Raw genomic sequence first — 17,732 nt, 5'->3', positions numbered from 1 at the left:
TGGAGTGCGCACAGATGGGTTTAAAACAGAGAGGATGGGGGGAAGGGTCAGAGGGGTATAAGGGACGGGCTCGCCGGCGCCGGTGCCGGCCGGTGCGGCGCAGGAGCTGAGCGCACAGGCGAGGCCGAGCGCGAGTGCGGCGCCCGAGGCGACCCGGGCGCGTGTGCGTGATTGTGTCAACACCGTACTGACTCCTTCGACAACTGTGGTGAGCGGGATCGCAGCGTCACGACTCCCGGGGCTCCGCGTCGGCGCGGATCGCCCTGGTGACTCAAGCTAGCTTCGTAAATCGTTTTATGCAACGCTGTGATCAAATCGTCATGAAACGATGCATGTATCGATGCATGCAACGGTTTATGCAACGCGCGAGCGGTACGCTTGCGTCAGGAAGCAAGGAGGGCCCGTGGCCGCGCACCGCAATGTCACCATCAAAGACGTCGCCGCCCGCGCCGGCGTCTCGATCACGGCGGTGTCGCACGCGCTGAACGACAAGGGCACTCTCGCCGAGGAGACCCGCAGGCGCATCCGCGAGATCGCGACCTCGATGGGCTACCAGGCCGACGCCCTGGCCCGCGGCCTGCGCCGGTCGCGCATCGGCGTCATCGGCATCGTGCTCCGACCCCTCGACGCGCTCGAGGACTACAGCCCGCCCGGCGTCGACTACTTCCTCCGATTCGCCGGCGCCGCGGCAGTGAGCGCGCTCGGCCACGGGCTGAGCCTCATGCAGGTCGCCGACCTCGTGAAGGGACCGGTCACGCCGCTGGCGTTCTCCCTCGACGGCTACGTCGTCACCGACCCGGTGCGCGACGACCCGGTCGTCGACCTCCTCGAGAGCCGATCGATCCCCTACGTGACGCTCGGCCGCGACCCGGGCAAGCCGCAGGCCGCGAACTGGGTCGCCTCCGACGACGCCGCCGCCACGCGCACCGCGCTCGACCACCTCGCGGAGCACGGGGCGCACGATGTGGCCTTCGTCGGCGGAACCGACGACAACTCCTGGAACGCCGACGCCGAGGAGGCCTACCTGCACTGGTGCGCCGCGCGCGGAAGTACGCCCCGGCTCTTCCGCAGCCCCGAGCGACTCGGGGAGACCGGCGGGCGCGAGCTGGTGCCCCGACTGCTCGACGGGGGCGTGCCCGATGCGATCTACTCGCTGACCGGCCGCCACGCCGCGGGCATCCAGGAGGCGATGCGCGAGCGCGGCTACACCGCACCCGAGCACTACCTGCTCGCGTGCGGCACCGACGCCGAGCAGACGCGCACCGCGGAGCCCCCGATCACGGCGATCGACCTGCGCCCCGAGGTGCTGGCCCGGGAGACGGTCGCCCTCCTCGCCCAGATCACGCGCGGCGAGTCCCCCGCAGGGCGCCGCCTCGTCGCATCGGAGCTCATCGTGCGCCGTTCGTCGCAGCGGGGGCGCTGACGCGCGCTGCGCTCGCAGCGGGGGCGCCGTCGCGCGTCAGCCGCGCCCCTGATGCGGGCAGGCGGGCCCGATCCGATCCATCAGCGCGGCGACGTCGGGGTGGCGGTGGTCGCCCTCGACGAGGTCGCGCTGCACGCGCCCGTGCACGTCGGCAGGCATGTCCTGACTGAGCTTGAACATCGCCGACTCGCTCTCGATGTCGATCGTGAACGAGACGATCCCGTCGAGGATCTTCTCGAAGACGTGCCGCGACCCCGCCGGGTCCCACGGCCGCGAGCGCAGCTCCTCCAGGCGGGCGACCGTCTGCTCGACCACCGCGAGATTCTCGTGCGGCTCCTCGAGCACGGTCACGCGGCCCGTGAGGTGCACCGCGGCGTAGTCGAGCGTCGGCACCGCGGGCGTGAACTCGTAGGCGCTCGGCGATACGTACGCGTGCGACGAGGAGAACACGAGGAGCGCCTCGGGGTGTTCCGCGAAGTGCGTCCAGTGCGCGTTCGCCCGGCCGATGTGCCCCCACAGGCGGGCGCCGACCAGGGTGTCGCCGGGCTCGAGCCCGGGCGGGAACACGACGGGCGTGTGGGTGGCGACGGGCGCCCCCTCGGTGGAGGTCGCCACCACGGCGAAGGGGTGATCCTTGACGAACTCGGCGATGGCGCGGCCGGACGGGGCGACGTAGCTCGGGTACGTGTGCATGTGGGGCTCCTCGGGTCGGACGATATCGTCAGCCTAGGAGCGTAAAACGTTTTATGCCAGAGGCGGCCCGTGCTGCAGCCCGCCTCGGTGAGCGATTCGGCTTCGGTGAGCCGGTTCGAGCGGATCTCATCTCACCGAAGCCGAATCCCTCACGGGAGCGGGCGGGCACCGCGCGCCGGGTGCCGCCTCAGACGGCGAGCACCCGCCACTCCCCCGACTCCGACGCCTCGGGCATGCCGTCGAAGATGCGGATGGTGCGCGCGTCGGGGTCGGAGACGATCGTCGCGAGGGTCGCCCAGCGATCGCCGTACTCCTTCGTCATGTCGGGCACGCAGGTGAGCGGCGGCTGCCCCGGCCCCGAGCGCAGCAGGCGCACCAGTTCGGCGGGCGACTCGGGCAGGCCCGACGACAACCGCTCGCGCACGAGCTCGAGCCGATCGCTCGAATCGGGCTCGTAGAGCTCCGTCTTCTGCCGCGCGTGCGGCTCCGCGTGCTGGAAGTGGTTCGTGCGCTGCACCGACCCGTCGAGCTCGGTAATCTCGTAGACGCCCACCGGGCTGATCTCGAGCGAGACGGCGCGGGTCCCGTCGAGCATCGTGAAGGCGGATGACGAGGCGATGGGAGCGGCCCGCACCAGGGCGACCGCCTCGTCGACCGACGCGCACTCCGACAGCACCGCGCTCGAGAGCAGGTGCATCGGCACGCCGTCCGGCCCGTCGCTCGCGTGCCCCAGAATGTTGAAGTGCAGCGCCAGGCCCGCCTCGTTCACGCCGATCTTCGAGAGGATGCCCTGCTCGGTGAGGCCCGCGTAGCGGAGCCCGTGCCCGGTCACGGTGTGCGTGTGCCAGTACGCGTCGAGTTCGACGTGCCAGTCCCACGTCTGCACCCCGAGCCGGTGAGAGCCGACACGGGCGGTCACCGTCGAGCACTCGCTCGCGCTCCGCGTGCCGAGCGCGATCAGCTCCGTGCGCGCGTTCAGCGCCACGACCTGCTCGAACGGCACGTCGGCACCCTCGGCGACGCCCCTCAGCTGCTCGATCAGCTCGGGCCGCCAGGGATCGACCGCCGCGACCACGCGGGCGACCCCGTCGAGCTCCATCGCCTCGGTCACTCCGAGGATGCGGAACAGCTCGGCGTACTTCTCGTACGCCGTGGGCAGCGTGCCGCGGAGCGCGGCGCCGCGGCTCACCCCGAGTGCGCGGGCGTTCGCGCCGGTGACGTCGAGGTGGAGGCGTTCGGTCTGTGCAGTCATGCAGGGGTGCTTTCTGTGCGTGGCGGACGGGTGCCCGCCGGGTGGGGACGGCGCGGGTCAAGCGGACGGACCCGCGACGCGGGTCAAGCGGACGGACCCGCGACGCGGATCAAGAGGACGGACCCGCGCCGCGGATCATGCGGACGGATCCGAGCCGCGGATCATGCGGACGGGCCCGCGGCGAGCGCGTCGCGCAGGCCGCGTCGGGGCTTCCACCCGGGCCGCGGCGCGGAGGCGAGGAGGAGCCGCGTGTACGGATCCTGCGGCCGATCGAGGATGTCGGAGACGCTGCCGCGCTCGATGATGCGGCCCGAGCGCATCACCACGACGTCGTCGGCGATGTCGCGCACCACCGAGAGATCGTGGGTGATGAACAGGTACGACAGGCCGTGCTCCGCGCGCAGCCGCTTCAGCAGGGCGAGCACCTGCGCCTGCACCGACACGTCGAGCGCCGAGACCGCCTCGTCGAGTACGATCACGCGCGGCTCCGCGGCGAGCGCGCGTGCGATGGCGACGCGCTGCTTCTGCCCGCCCGAGAGGGCCTCGGGCTTGGCGTCGGCGTGGCGCTCGGTGAGCCCCACCTCCGCGAACAGTTCCAGGGTGCGCGCCCGCCGGCCGGCGCGATCGAGGTCGGGGCGGTGCGCGAGCAGCATCTCGTTGATCGTCGCCGAGACCGGCAGCGAACGGTTGAGGGACCCCTGCGGATCCTGGAAGACCATCTGCACGAGCTTCGCGCGCTCGTGCAGCGCCCGCCGCGATGTGGTGGGGCGCACGGGGGCTCCGGCGATCCGCACCGTGCCCGCGTCGGCGGTCTCGAGGCCGACGATCACGCGGGCGAGCGTCGACTTCCCCGACCCCGATTCGCCGACGACCGCGAGACAGGTGCCGGGCCGCAGGGTGCAGGAGACGTCGTCGAGCGCGGTGACGCGCGCCGTGCGGCTCAGGTGGAAGGTACGTTCGAGGTGCTCGACCTCGATCATCGGCTCGGCGCCGTCGTGCGCCGCATCCGGGGGCGTCGTGGTCATGCGCGGTCCTCCGTGTTCGCGTGGGCGTCGCCGCCGAGCGCCGGCGTGTTTCCGCCGAGCGCCGGCTCGGGGCTCCCCTCGGGGTAGAGCTGGGGCCGAGCCGACATGAGCGCCCGCGTGTAGTCGGTCTTCGGCCGATCCCGAATCTCCTCGGGCGTGCCGATCTCGAGGATCTCGCCGTCCTTCATGACGGCGAGGCGATCGCAGACCGCGGCCGCGAGATCGAGGTCGTGAGTGACGTAGATCATCGACAGCCCGTGCTCGCGCCGCTTCTCGTCGAGGATCGCCACGACCTCGGCCTGCGTCGTGACGTCGAGCGCCGTGGTCGGCTCGTCGGCGAGCAGCAGCTTCGGCTCCCCCGACATCGCCCCCGCGATGACGACGCGCTGCAGCATGCCGCCCGAGAGCTGGTGCGGGTACGAGCGCAGCACGCGCTCCGTGTCGGTGATGCCGACCTGCCGCAGCAGTTCGGCCGCCCGGGTGCGCGCCTCCGCCGCCGGGAGCGAGCGCGCATCGCTCATGCCCTCGACGAGGAAGCGGCCGACGGGCAGCACGGGGTTCAGCGACCCGTGCGGGTTCTGCGCGATGAGGGCGAGGTCGTTCGCACGGATGCGGCGGAGCTCCTCGCCGCCGGCGCTCAGCAGATCGGTGCCGTCGAGCGCGATGGACCCCGTGACGCGGGCGCCCGACGGCTCGATGCCGAGGATGCACTTCAGCGTCATCGACTTGCCCGAGCCCGACTCCCCGACGAGCCCGAGCGATTCGCCGGCGCCGAGCGCGAACGAGTTGCCGTGCAGGATCTCGGTGGACTGCCCCGTGTCGGGGTCGGTGACGGTGAGGACGAGGGAATCGACGTGCAGCATCAGCGGATCCTTCCTGCGGCGCGGCGACCGCCGAGTTGCTCGCCGACGTAGCCGAACGCGGCGACGGTGATCACGATGGCGAGGCCCGCGAAGATGCTCTGCTCCCAGTACCCCTGCTGCAGCGACGCCTGCCCGTTCGAGACCATGAGGCCCCAGTCGGGCGTCGGCGGCTGCACCCCGAGGCCGAGGAACGAGAGCGCCGCGAGCTCGATCATCGCGTAGCCGAAGTTGATGGTCATGCCCGTCAGAATCTGCGTGCGCACGTTCGGCAGGATGTGCCGCACGGTGATGAGGAAGCCCGAGATGCCCTGCAGGCGGGCCGAGGCGACGTAGGGCAGGTTCCGCTCGCGGAGGGCGACCGAGCGGATCACGCGCGCCGAGTACGGCACGAAGCCGATCGCGAGCGCGAGCGACGCGGTGAGCATCGACGGCCCGAAGATCGCGACCGCGAGGATCGCGAGCAGCATGTTCGGGAACGCGAAGAGGATGTCGAGCACGCGGCTGATGAGGGCGTCGACGCGGCCGCCGAACCAGACGGCGGTGAGAGCGAGGAGGGTCGCGAGCACCGCGGTCACCACGGCGACGATCGTCGGGCCGATGAGGCTCGTGCGCGCACCCCAGATGATGCGGGAGAGGATGTCGCGCCCCGACTGGTCGGTGCCCATCAGGTGCGCGAGACTCCAAGCCTCGTGCCGTGCGGTGACGGCGCCGGCGTACGGGTCGTACGGGGCGATGACGGGGGCGAGGATCGCCATGAGCACGACCAGCGCGATCACGACGAGGCTGCCCACGCCGACCGGCCCGAGGCGGCGGGCGAGGAGGCGCCAGCCCGAGACGGGCACGTCGTTCCGGTGCTTGCGCAGCAGCTGGACGGCGATGGTGTTCTGCGCGCGGGTGCCGGTGCCCGGTTCGCGCGCGGGCTTCTGCGTGGTCATCGTGCCGCCACTCCCTTGCTGAGTCGAACTCGGGGATCGATCACGGAGTACAGCAGATCGACGATCAGGTTGACGATGCCGAACGCCAGCACCATGACCAGCGCGATCGCCTGCACGACCGCGAAGTCCTTCTTCTGCACCGAGTTCACGAGCAGGGAGCCGATGCCGTCGAGCGTGAACGCGTACTCGATCACGAAAGCGCTCGCGAGCAGGCCCGCGATCTGCGTGCCGATGACGGTCGTCACCGGGAGCATGGAGTTGCGGATGGTGTGCCGCCACAGCACGAGCTGCTTCGGCACGCCGCGCGCGATCGCCATGACCACGTGCTCCGACCCCTGCTCCTCGCGCACCGCGGTGCGCGTGATCCGCGCCACCACCGCGATGCCGGGGAACGCGAGCGCGATCGCGGGCAGGGTGAGGTGCCAGAGCCGGTCGAGGAACCCCTGGCCCGACCCCGACACGGGGAACCACCCGAGGTTCGAGCCGAAGATGAACATGAGCACCAGCGCCGCGAAGAACGTGGGCACCGCGAACCCCAGGTTCGACCCGAACACGACGATCTTCTCGAAGACGCCCGACCGGGTCGCGGCGAGCACGCCCAGCCCGATCCCGAACACGACGATCAGCAGCGCGGCGAAGCCGGCGAGGTACAGGGTGGTCGGAATGCGCGCCGCGACGAGGGTCGTGACGTCCTGCTGGGTGATCAGCGACCGGCCCAGGTCGCCCTGGAGCACGTCGATCAGCCAGTGCCAGTACCTGATGAGGAAGGGATCGTCCAGACCGTACTGCGCCCGGATCGCGGCGAGCACCTCGGGGCTCACCGTGCGCCCCTGCACCAGGAACTGCTCGGGGCTGCCCGGGGCCAGGTACATCCCCGAGAACACGATGAAGCTGGAGACGACGAGCACCGCGACGAGTGCTCCGAGCCGTTTGCCTACGTAGATCATGGACGATCCCTTCCTGCGGAGAGCTCCGCTCAGGCTGCCGCGCCGAGGTCGGCGGCCCAGGGGTAGTAGAGGTACACGAAGGAGGCGGGGGCGCCCGTGATGCTCTCGTCCATGTACATGCGCACCGCGAGGTCGTTGATCGGCACCCACGGCTGCTGCTGCATGATGAGCGCCTCGGCCTCCACCGTCAGCTTCGCCCGCTCGGCGTCGTCGCTCTCGCCGATGGCGGCGTCGAGCGCCGCATCCACCGCGGGATCGGAGAAGCCCGAGTAGTTCTGGTCGCTCCCGGTCTTGGCGACGCTGATGAGGTGCAGCAGCGGATCGGGCGCGCTCAGGTAGTTGGTCGTGACGAACCCGTCGAAGCCGGCCCGCGCCTGCGGGTCGGAGAAGAACGCGCCGAACTGCGCGCTCGGCACGCCGGTCGGCTCGAGCGTGATCCCGAGCTCCTTCGCCCCGTTCGCCATCTCGTTCAGGATGTCGGCGTAGAAGCTGCGCTCGCTCGGGTACGCGATCTTGATGGGCTGCGACAGGTCGACCTCGGCCTCCTCGAGCTCGGCCTTCGCCGCCTCGATGTCGAAGCTCAGATCGGGCAGCTGCTCGTCGCGCAGCTCGGCGACGCCCGGCGCCGACTCCTCGACGGCGTCCCACGGCGACTGCGGAACGATCGAGCGGGCCGGGGTGCCCGTGCCCTCGTAGACGGTGTCGGCGATCGCCTGGCGATCCGTCGCCCGCGTCAGCGCCCGCCGCACGGCCGGGTCGCCGAAGACGCCCTCGCCCGTCGAGATGATCGCCATGTTCTGCATGCCCTGCCCCGCGTACAGCTCGCCGCTCTCGCTCGTCTCGAGCTGGCTGAGGGCCGGCAGCGGCACGTCGTAGGAGCCCTGGATCTCGCCCGTGCCGAGCCCGTTGGCGATCGCGGTCGGATCGACGACGAACCCGATCTGCACCTCGCGGGCCATCGCCCGCCCCTCCTCGTCCCAGTAGTCGTCGTTGCGCTCGAGCGTGATCGACTGGCCCTGCTGCCAGTCGCCCGGCGTGAACTTCAGGGGGCCCGTGCACATGACGCCGGTCTCGGGGTTGCCGTAGTTCTCGCCCGCGGCCTCGCGCTGCGCCTGCTGCACCACGACGCCGATGATGGTGCTGAGCGACGACGGCAGCGTGTAGTCGGCGGTCTCGAGCGTGATGGTCACCTCGTGCTCGCCGGTCGCCTCGACGCTGGTGATGTTCGCGACGACGCCGCCGCCCCAGTAGCTGCCCTCGGCGGGGTCGAGGTGTCGGTTGATCGAGTAGACGACATCGTCGACGGTCATCGGGGTGCCGTCCCAGAACGTGACGTCGTCGCGGATGTCGAAGACCCAGGTCTTGCCGTCGTCGGTGTTCGCCTCGGTGGCGAGGTTCGGCTGCACCGAGAAGTCGGGCTGCATCTCGAAGAGCGGCTCGCAGAGGTTCGAGACGATCGTGTTCTCGGGGTAGTTGAAGGCCTTCACCGGATCGAGGCTGGCGAGCTCGCCGTAGGTCGAGTTCCAGGTGACGGTCTCCGCCTCCGCGGTTGCCTCGGGGGTGGTCTGCAGCAGCTCGCCGCCGCCCGAGGGCGACCCCGCGTCGCCTCCGCGGCTTCCCGTGGCGCAACCTGCGAGGGCGAGGCCGCCCACGGCGAGCAGGGCGATCGACGCCCGAATCGGTGCGAATTTCACGTTGTTCTCCATTCGAAGTTTCATCGTTGAAGCTCCTCATCCCGACGAGCGCCGAGCGAAGACCCACGGCTGATGCTAGCACCCAAAACGGTTTGTGAAAAACGGTTTGGTGATCACGGTTCGGTGACGTTCGCCCGGTCGCAGTCGCGGGATCGGCTTCTCCCCCGGGCCGGCCCCGGATTCACCGGCCCCGGCTGCCGCCCCGGGCTCGTCACCTCGGGCGCCCAGCGCGGACCGGCTATCCTGACCACGTGCAACCGACCGGGCGACCGACCATCAAAGACGTAGCGAAAGCCGCGGGCGTCTCGCCGACCACCGTGTCGCACGCCCTGAACGGCAAGGGCGTGGTGCGCCAGGAGACCGCCGACCGCATCGCGCAGGTCGCCGCCCGCATCGGCTACCGCCCGAGCCCCATCGCGCAGGGGCTGCAGAGCTCGCGCCTCGGCCTGCTCGCCCTCGTGATCCGCCCGCTGCGCTCGCTCGACACCTTCCTCCCCGAGGGCGTCGACTACTTCCTCCGCATGGCGGGAGCCGCCTCGCTCGCCGCCATGGAGCGCGGCTACAGCATGATGCTCGTCGACGACCCCACCCGGCCCGGCGCCCCCATGAGCGCCACCGCGGCCGACGCCTACATCGTGTCGGAGCCCTTCGAGAACGACCCGGTGCTCACCATGCTTTCCGAGCGCCACATCCCCTTCGTGTCGGTCGGCTCCGACCCCGCCCGGCCGGGGCGGTTCGTGGAACTCGCGACCCGCGACTGGGAGGAGACCGTGCTCGCGCTCGACCACCTCGCCGGGGCCGGCGCCGAGCGCGTCGCCCTGCTCACCGGCACCGACCAGAACGCGTGGAACCGTGAATCGGAGGCCGCCTACCGCGACTGGTGCGCCCGTCGCGGCCAGGAGCCCGACATCGCCGCGTTTCCCGAGGCCGACGGCGAGCGCATCGGGCCGGCCGCCATCGAGCGCTTCTTCGGCTCGCCCGATGCGACGCGCCCCGACGGCCTCTTCTGCCTGACCGGCCGCCACGCCGCCGGCCTCAACGCCGCCGCGCGCGAGCGCGGCATCCGGGTGCCCGAGGACCTGCTGCTCGCCGCCGGCTCGGGAGCCCTGCAGAACCGCATCTCGCACCCCAGCGTCACCACGCTCGACCTCCACCCCGAGGGCATCGCCGCCCGCGCCGTCGAGGTCGCGGTGCAGCTCGCCGAGGGGGCAGAGCTCACGGTGCCGCTCGAGGTGCCCCGCGCCACCCTCGACATCCGCGAGTCCACCACCCGCTGACCCGCGGGCTCGCCCCGACCCCCGGGGGGGGGTCGGCGCCTCCTTCCGTGAGAGATTCTGCGTCCGTGAGACGTTCGCCCCGGTGCGCGCCTCACCGAGGCCGCATCCCTCACCGAGGCCGAATCCCTCACCGAGGCCGAATCCCTCACAGACACCGCGCCGACCACGCGCGCGGTTCGCGCCGCACGCCACGCCCGCACCGGCCGCGCACCCCCACCCCCGCACACGAGAACGGGGACCGGCGCCGAAGCACCGATCCCCGTCTCACGGGCGCGACGTCTCAGCCGAGACGCGCAGCGAGGTTCTCGTCGATCGACGCAAGGAACTCCTCGGTCGTCTGGTAGCCCTGGTCCGGGCCGACCAGCAGTGCGAGGTCCTTGGTCATCTTGCCCGACTCGACGGTCTTGATGACGACGTCCTCGAGCGTCTCCGAGAAGTCGATCAGCTCCTGGTTCTGGTCGAGCTTGCCGCGGTGCGCGAGGCCCCGCGTCCAGGCGAAGATCGACGCGATCGGGTTCGTCGAGGTGGGCTTGCCCTGCTGGTGCTGGCGGTAGTGGCGCGTCACGGTGCCGTGCGCGGCCTCGGCCTCGACGGTCTGCCCGTCGGGCGTCATCAGCACGGAGGTCATGAGGCCGAGCGAGCCGAAGCCCTGCGCCACGGTGTCGGACTGCACGTCGCCGTCGTAGTTTTTGCAGGCCCAGACGTAGCCGCCCTCCCACTTCATCGCCGACGCGACCATGTCGTCGATCAGGCGGTGCTCGTAGGTCAGGCCGCGCTCTTCGAACTGCTCCTTGAACTCGGCGTCGAAGACCTCCTGGAAGATGTCCTTGAACTGGCCGTCGTACGCCTTCAGGATGGTGTTCTTCGTCGACAGGTACACGGGGTAGTCGCGCGAGAGGCCGTACTTGAACGAGGCGCGCGCGAAGTCGCGGATCGAGTCGTTGAAGTTGTACTGACCCTGGATCACGCCGCCGTTCTCGGGCAGCGTGACGACCTCGAACTGCTGCGGCTCGGAGCCGTCGGCGGGCTCGTAGGTGAGCGTGACCTTGCCGGCGCCGGCCTTGAAGTCGGTCGCCTTGTACTGGTCGCCGTGCGCGTGGCGGCCGATGATGATCGGCTTGTTCCAGCCGGGCACGAGGCGGGGGATGTTCGAGATGATGATGGGCTCGCGGAAGACGACGCCGCCGAGGATGTTGCGGATGGTGCCGTTGGGGCTGCGCCACATCTTCTTGAGGCCGAACTCCTCGACGCGCGCCTCGTCGGGCGTGATCGTGGCGCACTTCACGCCGACTCCGTGCTTCTTGATGGCGTTCGCAGCGTCGACCGTGACCTGGTCGTCGGTGGCGTCGCGGTGCTCCATGCCGAGGTCGTAGTACTCGAGGGTCACGTCGAGGTAGGGGTGGATGAGGCGGTCCTTGATGAACTGCCAGATGATGCGGGTCATCTCGTCGCCGTCGAGTTCGACGACCGTGCCTGCAACCTTGATCTTCTCCAACGCATCTCCCGTTGTTCGTCGTTTATCGGCCGCGAACCATCCTACCCGAGTCCGTCTGAGTATCTCGACATCGAGATATTTCTCCGCATCGCGGCGCGCGGCGGGCGGGCCCGGGGGATCGCACCGACCGCGATCCGCCCGTAGCGCCCCCGGCCCGCGCTCCCCTATGGTGGGATCACCCGAACCGGGTACCGACGGCGATGCAGCCGTCTTCCACTGCAACGGATCGTCCGGCACGTGCCTGCCGGCAGAGGAGTACATCATGGCAACAGTCACATTCGACAGCGTCTCCCGCGTCTACCCGGGAGCATCGCGCCCCTCGGTCGACGCGCTCGACCTCGACATCGGCGACGGGGAGTTCCTCGTGCTCGTGGGCCCCTCCGGCTGCGGCAAGTCGACCACGCTCCGCATGCTCGCGGGGCTCGAGGAGATCGACGGCGGCCGCATCCTCATCGGCGACCGGGACGTCACCGACGTGCCCCCGAAGGATCGCGACATCGCGATGGTCTTCCAGAACTACGCGCTGTACCCGCACATGACGGTCGCCGACAACATGGGGTTCGCGCTCAAGATCGCCGGCGTGAGCAAGGCGGAGCGCGACGAACGCGTGCGGGAGGCGGCGCGCATGCTCGACCTCGAGGAGTTCCTCGACCGCAAGCCGAAGGCCCTCTCGGGCGGCCAGCGGCAGCGCGTCGCGATGGGGCGCGCGATCGTGCGCCAGCCCCAGGTCTTCCTGATGGACGAGCCGCTGTCGAACCTGGACGCCAAGCTGCGCGTGCAGACCCGCACGCAGATCGCCTCGCTGCAGCGCCGACTCGGGGTGACCACGGTCTACGTGACGCACGACCAGACGGAGGCGCTCACGATGGGCGACCGCATCGCGGTGCTCAAGGAGGGCGTGCTGCAGCAGATCGGCACGCCGCGCGACCTGTACGAGACCCCGAAGAACGTGTTCGTCGCCGGCTTCATCGGGTCTCCCGCGATGAATCTGCTCCCGGCGACCGTCGCGGGCGAGGCGGCGCGATCCGGATCGCTGGAGGTGCCCCTCCCGACCGCCGTCCGCAGTGCCGCGCGGGGCGGCGCGGTCACCGTCGGCGTGCGCCCCGAAGACCTGCACGTCGTCACCGACGGAGGCCCGGGGATGAGCGTCGAGGTCGACCTCGTCGAGGAGCTCGGCGCCGACGGCTACCTCTACGGGCACGCCGATGTCGACGGCGTGCGGACCGATGTGGTCTCCCGCGTCGACGGTCGTGTGCACCCGGAGGCGGGCGACGTCGTCACCCTCGCTCCCGATCCGGCCCGCGTGCACGTCTTCGACGCCGAGTCGGGAGCCCGCCTCTCCTGACGCCGGCGGATGCGGGGGGGGGGGCGCAGCGCGACCGCTGCGCGGCCCCCCGCACCGCCGCTGCACCGCCGAAGATCCTGCACGCGATCCTTGCGCGAACGCCGCGAGGCGCTAGCCTGGGAGCATGAGCGACCTGAGACTCGAAGAGCTTTCTGCAGCGACCATCGTCGCGGTGAATACGCTGGGCTTGAAGCGGGGCCAGGAGCAGTTCATCACGCCCGTCTCGTACGCCGCCGCCGCCGCAGTCACGCCCGCGCACACCGCCTGGCAGCGCGTCGTGCTGCGCGGCGACGAGGTCGTCGGGTTCATCCACGGCAACTTCGATCCCGACGCCTCGCAGGAGGAGTTCAAGGCCGCGCTCTGGCGCATCAACGTCGACGCCGAGGAGCAGGGCACCGGCGTCGGCACCTTCGCCGTCAACGCGCTCATCGAGGAGGCGCGTCGCCGCGGGTTCGAGCGCGTCACGGTGCTCTGGGAGCGGGGTGAGGACGGCCCGGAGGGCTTCTTCCTGCACATCGGCTTCGCCCCCATCGGCGAGACGCCGTACGGCGAAGTCATCGGCGCAATCGACCTGTAAGGGGTGACCGGCTCCCCGAGCCGCGAATCACGAGGGGCGATCGTCTCGGTCGCCTCTTCAGTGCTGTTCGCCGGCATCTACTTCGTCACGCCCCTGCTCGCCCCCGCGCCGGCCGAGGCGATCTGGGCGCTCCGCACGCTGTGCGCGATCCCCATCGTCGCGCTGGCGCTCCTCGCCGCGCGGCAATGGTACCTCGTCGCCGAGCTGGGGCACCGCGTGCGCCGCGCCCCGCTCCTCGGCCTCGGCGTCGTGGCGTGCGGCGCGCTGATCGCGGTGCAGCTGTGGGTGTTCACCTGGGCGCCTCTCCACGGCCGCGGGCTCCAGGTCGCACTCGGGTACTTCCTGCTCCCCCTGATGCTCGTGCTCGTCGGCAAGTTCGTCTACCGGGATCGCCTGCTCTGGTGGCAGTGGACGGCCGCGGGCATCGCCGCGGTCGGCGTCGGGTTCGAGCTCGTGCGCGCCGGCGGAGTCTCGTGGGAGACCCTGCTCGTCGCCGTCGGCTACCCCGTCTACTTCGTGCTGCGCCGCACCCTCGGGTTCGCCCACCTCGGCGGCATGTTCTGGGAGTTCGTCGCGATGAGCCCCATCGCGGCGGTGCTGCTCGTCCGGGAGCTCGCGGCGGGCGCCTCGCTCGATGCGAACCCGAGCCTGCTCTGGCTGGGCCCGGTCTTCGGCATCGGCACCGGTGTCGCGCTCGTCTGCTACATCCTCGCCTCGCGCCTCCTCACGATCAGCGTGTTCGGGCTGCTCGGCTACCTCGAGCCGGCTCTCCTCGTCGTCGCATCGATGCTCAACGGCGAGCGGATCCCCCCGGCCGAGTACCCGCTCTACCTCGCGATCTGGCTGGCGGTGCTCGTACTCATCGGCGGCGGGGTGGCCGGCCTGCTGCGGCGTCGGCGCACGGACGGCTGATCCGGGTACAGTTCTCGCATGAGCGAAGTCATGGATGCCGCCGATGCGGAGCACGCGCACGGCTACATCGAGCACAAGGATGCACTGCTGAAGCGCCTCCGCCGCGCCGAGGGACAGGTGCGCGGGGTGCAGCGGATGGTGCAGGAGGACGAGTACTGCATCGACATCCTCACGCAGGTGTCGGCGGCGACGAAGGCGCTCGAGCGGGTCGCGCTCGAACTGCTCGACGACCACCTGCGGCACTGCGTGGCCTCGGCCGCCGCGGAGGGCGGCGCCGTCGCCGCGGAGAAGCTGCACGAGGCTTCGGCTGCGATCGCACGGCTCGTGCGCTGACGGCGACCCCCTTGCATCGCCCGACGCGGCCCACCACCATGGAGGCATGAGCGCACCCGAAACCGCCCCCGCGACCATCCCCTCGGAAGCCCTCGACAGCGGGGTTCCCGAGCGCACGTTCTCACTGTTCGCGGCCTTCCGCGTCAGCTCCTCGCACCCCGTCGTGCTCGACGGTCGCGACGTTCCCGGCTCCGTGCGCGAGCTCGAGGACGTCTCCCGCGAGATCGAGGACGAGGGCGTCGTCGTGCGCGGCTGGTACGACGCGAGCGGCGTGCGCTCCGATGCCGACGTGCTCGTGTGGCTGCAGGGCCGCGCGCCCGAGGATCTGCAGTGGTCGCTGCGCCAGCTGCGGCGCACGGCGATCCTGCAGCCGCTCATCCGCACCTGGAGCGCGCTCGGTCTCGTGGTCGACGCACCGGAGGCCGCGGAGGCGCCGAAGCAGTGGCTGGCGGTGCGCGCAGCGGCCGAGCGGCCGGGCTTCGCGAACACCGCGGGCGCCGTGTCCGTGCAGGCGGCGGCGTCGTGCGGCATCGGCGACGCCGACTGGATCGTGACCCACGAGGCCGAGGCGCTCGCGTCGATCATCGATCACCTGCGCGATGCGGGCGGCACTGGGGCGCGCGACGCCGCTGCGGGCGGCGGGCTCGCGGGTCGCCTCATCGATCCGGCCGAGATGATCGAAGTGCTGCAGTAGCCGGGGCGCGGCAGCGGGCCGAGCGCTGCCGGAGTCGGGGCGCGCCCCGCGGCGGTCTGCGCGGCCCGCGGCGGCCTACAGGCCGGAGTAGGCGTGCAGTCCCTTGAAGAACACGTTGACGATGGTGAAGTTGAAGATGACCGCCGTGTAGGCGATGATCGACAGCCACGCCGATCGCGTGCCGCGCCAGCCGCGCGTCGCCCGGGCGTGGATGTACCCGGCGTACAGCACCCAGATGACGAACGTCCACACCTCCTTCGTATCCCAGCCCCAGTAGCGGCTCCACGCGGCCTCGGCCCAGATCGATCCCGCGATGAGCGTGAACGTCCAGAACACGAAGCCGATGATCGCGAGCCGGTAGGCGAGATCCTCGAGCCGCACGGCTGCGGGGAACGTCGACAGGAAGCGCATCGTGGGCGTGCCGCCCTGCGCGTCGCGCGCCTCGCGCCGCGTCTGCATCAGCTGGAGCACGGAGAGGCCGAACGAGAGCGTGAGGAACCCGACCGCCAGCACGGCGACGAGAATGTGGATGACCAGCCAGTAGGAGTCGAGCGCCGGCTGCAGCGGCACGATCGCCACGTAGAAGTTCACCTTCGTGACGCCGAGGAACAGAATGGTGAGCCCGGTGATGAGCGCGCCGAGGAAGCGCAGGTCGACGAAGAACTGCACGACGAGGAAGATGAGCACGATCGCGCAGGTCGCCGTCAGGGCGAACTCGTACATGTTGGCCCACGGCACGCGCTCCGCGCCGATGCCGCGCAGCACCGTGGCGCCGAGGTGCAGCAGGAATCCGAGCACGGTGAGCGAGAAGCCGATGCGCAGTGAGCGGGATCGCCGCGGCTTGAGCGGAGAAGCGCCGGCCCGGCTCGGCGGCGCCTGGCGCACGAGGGTGGCGACACCGCCCCCCGCGGCTGCGGTCTGCGCCTCCGCGACCGGGGCGCGCTCGGCCGCGGCGGCGTCCCCGCTGCGGTTCGCGAGATCCACCGCGTAGAACACGAAGGCGATGGCGTAGACGATCATCGCCGAGTACAGGGCGATGGTCGAATAGTTTTCCAGATCCGTCAGCAGCACAGTCCCCTAGAGTAGCCGCTCCCCCTGAGAAGCGGGGGCGCTCCGTGCGGCGGCGCCGCGCGCGCAGCCCGCCGCCGCGCTCGCGCGGGGAACGCCGCCGCGCTCGCGCCTGCGGCGGCGCACGCTCAGGCGGACAGCACCTCGCGCTCGAGCCGCTGATAGCCGGTCTCCATCCCCTCGGCCATGCCGGTCGCGAGCACGGCGTCGCGCACGTCGGCGTCGGGGTAGGTGATGACGTACGCGACCAGCGTGCCGCCCGCGACCGGGGTGAGCGTCAGCTCGTTCAGCGTCTCCGGGCTCTGCGCGCCCTCGGGATCCTGGGGCGAGATCATGCGCTCCGTGGTGACGAGGCGGCGCGGTGCGACCGACTCCGCGACGACCCCGGCGAACCCGAAGCGCTCGCCGCTCTCATCGTTCTGCCACTCGGTGCGCAGTCGCTGCCCGACCTCCGCGCCGAACTCGCAGACGGGCATGCTCCACCCGTCGGGGCCGAGCTGCCAGCGCCGCAGCAGCGCGGGCTCGGTGTGTGCGCGCCAGACCTCGTCGACGGTGCCGCGGATGACGCGCGATACGCGGGCCCGGGTCTCCCCGAGCAGCTGCACCTCGGTCGACCGGCCCGCGGCGAACGACCGGAGATCCTCGACGACCGCGTCGATCTGTCCCATCGCGGCGCGCATGCCCTCCTCCATCCCCATCGCCGCGAGCTGCTCGAGCGCCTCGAGCGAGCCGAACCGCGAGGTGGTGGTGAGGCGCGAGCCGAGCGCGGTCTCGGCGAACGCGAACTCCATGAGCACCGTCGGCAGCTCGGTGCTGGGGGCGCCGTCGGCGTCGGCGAAGCCGTCGCGCACGACGAAGGAGCGGGGCGCGTCGACCGATTCCCACTCCCAGTAGCCACCGTGGCTGTCGCCATCCGGCCCGGTCATGACGTAGGCGCTCATCCCGCCCGCCACTGCGTCGTGCCGGGTGAAGGTCGACGGGTACTCGGGCGGCCCCCAGAAGCGCTCGATCTGACGAGGATCGGTGTACGCGTCCCAGAGACGGCGCACGGGCACCGTGAAATCGGCGACGACCGTGAGCGTGCAGGCGTCGGTGTCGGTGGTGACGGAGGTGATGGGCATGATGCCGGCCTTTCTGCGAACTGCGCGGGCGGCGTCGGTGCCGCACTCGCAGGGGTCATTCGGGGTGTTCGGGGCGTT

The 17,732-nt window shown here is 70.9% G+C and carries 17 protein-coding genes; 7 read left to right on the top strand and 10 right to left on the bottom strand.

The genetic code is table 11. From position 1 onward, the window contains the following. Window positions 1-403: 403 nt before the first annotated feature. Window positions 404-1,423 carry a LacI family DNA-binding transcriptional regulator gene (locus tag NS354_RS03655; protein WP_058593254.1) on the top strand — a complete coding sequence of 340 codons (1,020 nt, stop codon included), beginning with the start codon at window positions 404-406 and terminating at the stop codon, window positions 1,421-1,423. Between the two features lie 36 nt (window positions 1,424-1,459). On the opposite strand, the gene NS354_RS03650 is transcribed toward NS354_RS03655, so the two are convergent. The 7 genes from NS354_RS03650 to NS354_RS03620 form a co-directional block, all read right to left on the bottom strand. Next, entirely contained in the window at window positions 1,460-2,116 is a 657-nt protein-coding gene (locus NS354_RS03650) for an FMN-binding negative transcriptional regulator (protein WP_058593253.1), read from the bottom strand. Window positions 2,117-2,303: 187 nt separating this feature from the next. After that, on the bottom strand, window positions 2,304-3,368 hold the full coding sequence (locus tag NS354_RS03645; RefSeq protein ID WP_058593252.1) for a C45 family autoproteolytic acyltransferase/hydolase: 1,065 nt from the start codon (window positions 3,366-3,368) through the stop codon (window positions 2,304-2,306). Between the two features lie 161 nt (window positions 3,369-3,529). After that, window positions 3,530-4,393 carry an ABC transporter ATP-binding protein gene (locus NS354_RS03640; RefSeq protein ID WP_058593251.1) on the bottom strand — a complete coding sequence of 288 codons (864 nt, stop codon included), beginning with the start codon at window positions 4,391-4,393 and terminating at the stop codon, window positions 3,530-3,532. Further along, window positions 4,390-5,256 carry an ABC transporter ATP-binding protein gene (locus tag NS354_RS03635; RefSeq protein ID WP_058593250.1) on the bottom strand — a complete coding sequence of 289 codons (867 nt, stop codon included), beginning with the start codon at window positions 5,254-5,256 and terminating at the stop codon, window positions 4,390-4,392. The genes NS354_RS03640 and NS354_RS03635 overlap by 4 nt, the downstream gene beginning before the upstream one ends. Further along, window positions 5,256-6,191 (bottom strand): ABC transporter permease, encoded by a 936-nt coding sequence (locus tag NS354_RS03630; RefSeq protein WP_058593249.1) that lies wholly within the window; start codon window positions 6,189-6,191, stop codon window positions 5,256-5,258. Before NS354_RS03630 ends, NS354_RS03635 begins: the two co-directional genes overlap by 1 nt. Next, window positions 6,188-7,138, bottom strand: a complete 951-nt coding sequence (locus NS354_RS03625; protein WP_058593248.1) for an ABC transporter permease — start codon at window positions 7,136-7,138, stop codon at window positions 6,188-6,190. Before NS354_RS03625 ends, NS354_RS03630 begins: the two co-directional genes overlap by 4 nt. A gap of 29 nt (window positions 7,139-7,167) precedes the next feature. Continuing rightward, window positions 7,168-8,856: an ABC transporter substrate-binding protein gene (locus NS354_RS03620; RefSeq protein ID WP_241490325.1), complete on the bottom strand. Its 1,689-nt coding sequence runs from the start codon at window positions 8,854-8,856 to the stop codon at window positions 7,168-7,170. 227 nt (window positions 8,857-9,083) lie between these two features. Here NS354_RS03620 and NS354_RS03615 point away from each other — a divergent pair, with 227 nt between their 5' ends. After that, on the top strand, window positions 9,084-10,109 hold the full coding sequence (locus NS354_RS03615) for a LacI family DNA-binding transcriptional regulator (RefSeq protein ID WP_058593246.1): 1,026 nt from the start codon (window positions 9,084-9,086) through the stop codon (window positions 10,107-10,109). Between the two features lie 280 nt (window positions 10,110-10,389). Here the strand turns inward: NS354_RS03615 and NS354_RS03610 are convergent, their stop codons facing one another. Further along, complete coding sequence (locus NS354_RS03610; protein ID WP_058593245.1) at window positions 10,390-11,604, bottom strand: NADP-dependent isocitrate dehydrogenase; 1,215 nt, start codon at window positions 11,602-11,604, stop codon at window positions 10,390-10,392. Between the two features lie 262 nt (window positions 11,605-11,866). Here NS354_RS03610 and NS354_RS03605 point away from each other — a divergent pair, with 262 nt between their 5' ends. From NS354_RS03605 to NS354_RS03585, 5 genes are all read left to right on the top strand, one after another. After that, window positions 11,867-12,949 (top strand): ABC transporter ATP-binding protein, encoded by a 1,083-nt coding sequence (locus tag NS354_RS03605; RefSeq protein WP_058593257.1) that lies wholly within the window; start codon window positions 11,867-11,869, stop codon window positions 12,947-12,949. A gap of 124 nt (window positions 12,950-13,073) precedes the next feature. Next, window positions 13,074-13,526, top strand: coding sequence for a GNAT family N-acetyltransferase (locus NS354_RS03600; RefSeq protein ID WP_058593244.1), 453 nt, complete (start codon window positions 13,074-13,076; stop codon window positions 13,524-13,526). 3 nt (window positions 13,527-13,529) lie between these two features. Continuing rightward, a complete protein-coding gene (rarD, locus tag NS354_RS03595; RefSeq protein WP_058593243.1) occupies window positions 13,530-14,438 on the top strand; it encodes an EamA family transporter RarD in 909 nt (302 codons plus the stop codon). An 18-nt stretch (window positions 14,439-14,456) separates the two neighbouring features. Continuing rightward, a complete protein-coding gene (locus NS354_RS03590; RefSeq protein ID WP_058593242.1) occupies window positions 14,457-14,771 on the top strand; it encodes a metal-sensitive transcriptional regulator in 315 nt (104 codons plus the stop codon). A gap of 46 nt (window positions 14,772-14,817) precedes the next feature. Continuing rightward, the gene (locus NS354_RS03585; protein ID WP_058593241.1) at window positions 14,818-15,465 is read left to right on the top strand and encodes a chlorite dismutase family protein; all 648 of its coding nucleotides are present in this window, start codon (window positions 14,818-14,820) and stop codon (window positions 15,463-15,465) included. Window positions 15,466-15,540: 75 nt separating this feature from the next. Here the strand turns inward: NS354_RS03585 and ccsB are convergent, their stop codons facing one another. Then, window positions 15,541-16,485: a c-type cytochrome biogenesis protein CcsB gene (gene ccsB / locus NS354_RS03580; RefSeq protein WP_082677874.1), complete on the bottom strand. Its 945-nt coding sequence runs from the start codon at window positions 16,483-16,485 to the stop codon at window positions 15,541-15,543. Window positions 16,486-16,661: 176 nt separating this feature from the next. Further along, window positions 16,662-17,732, bottom strand: a 1,071-nt coding sequence (locus tag NS354_RS03575; protein ID WP_345994173.1) for an SRPBCC family protein, incomplete at its 5' end; no start/stop codon positions are given.

The organism is Leucobacter chromiiresistens, assembly GCF_001477055.1.
Lineage (GTDB): Bacteria > Actinomycetota > Actinomycetes > Actinomycetales > Microbacteriaceae > Leucobacter > Leucobacter chromiiresistens_A.
Note: the sequence above shows the minus strand (reverse complement) of the source record. Positions and strands in the feature narration are given on the sequence as shown.

Bases quoted from the DNA above. Each gene is read 5' to 3' on its own strand.
- NS354_RS03600 (WP_058593244.1), top strand. From the start codon at position 13,074: ATGAGCGACCTGAGACTCGAAGAGCTTTCTGCAGCGACCATCGTCGCG.
- ccsB (WP_082677874.1), bottom strand. From the start codon at position 16,485: ATGATCGTCTACGCCATCGCCTTCGTGTTCTACGCGGTGGATCTCGCG.
- NS354_RS03590 (WP_058593242.1), top strand. From the start codon at position 14,457: ATGAGCGAAGTCATGGATGCCGCCGATGCGGAGCACGCGCACGGCTAC.
- NS354_RS03630 (WP_058593249.1), bottom strand. From the start codon at position 6,191: ATGACCACGCAGAAGCCCGCGCGCGAACCGGGCACCGGCACCCGCGCG.
- NS354_RS03645 (WP_058593252.1), bottom strand. From the start codon at position 3,368: ATGACTGCACAGACCGAACGCCTCCACCTCGACGTCACCGGCGCGAAC.
- NS354_RS03585 (WP_058593241.1), top strand. From the start codon at position 14,818: ATGAGCGCACCCGAAACCGCCCCCGCGACCATCCCCTCGGAAGCCCTC.
- NS354_RS03605 (WP_058593257.1), top strand. From the start codon at position 11,867: ATGGCAACAGTCACATTCGACAGCGTCTCCCGCGTCTACCCGGGAGCA.
- NS354_RS03635 (WP_058593250.1), bottom strand. From the start codon at position 5,256: ATGCTGCACGTCGATTCCCTCGTCCTCACCGTCACCGACCCCGACACG.
- NS354_RS03620 (WP_241490325.1), bottom strand. From the start codon at position 8,856: ATGAAACTTCGAATGGAGAACAACGTGAAATTCGCACCGATTCGGGCG.
- NS354_RS03650 (WP_058593253.1), bottom strand. From the start codon at position 2,116: ATGCACACGTACCCGAGCTACGTCGCCCCGTCCGGCCGCGCCATCGCC.
- NS354_RS03640 (WP_058593251.1), bottom strand. From the start codon at position 4,393: ATGACCACGACGCCCCCGGATGCGGCGCACGACGGCGCCGAGCCGATG.
- NS354_RS03625 (WP_058593248.1), bottom strand. From the start codon at position 7,138: ATGATCTACGTAGGCAAACGGCTCGGAGCACTCGTCGCGGTGCTCGTC.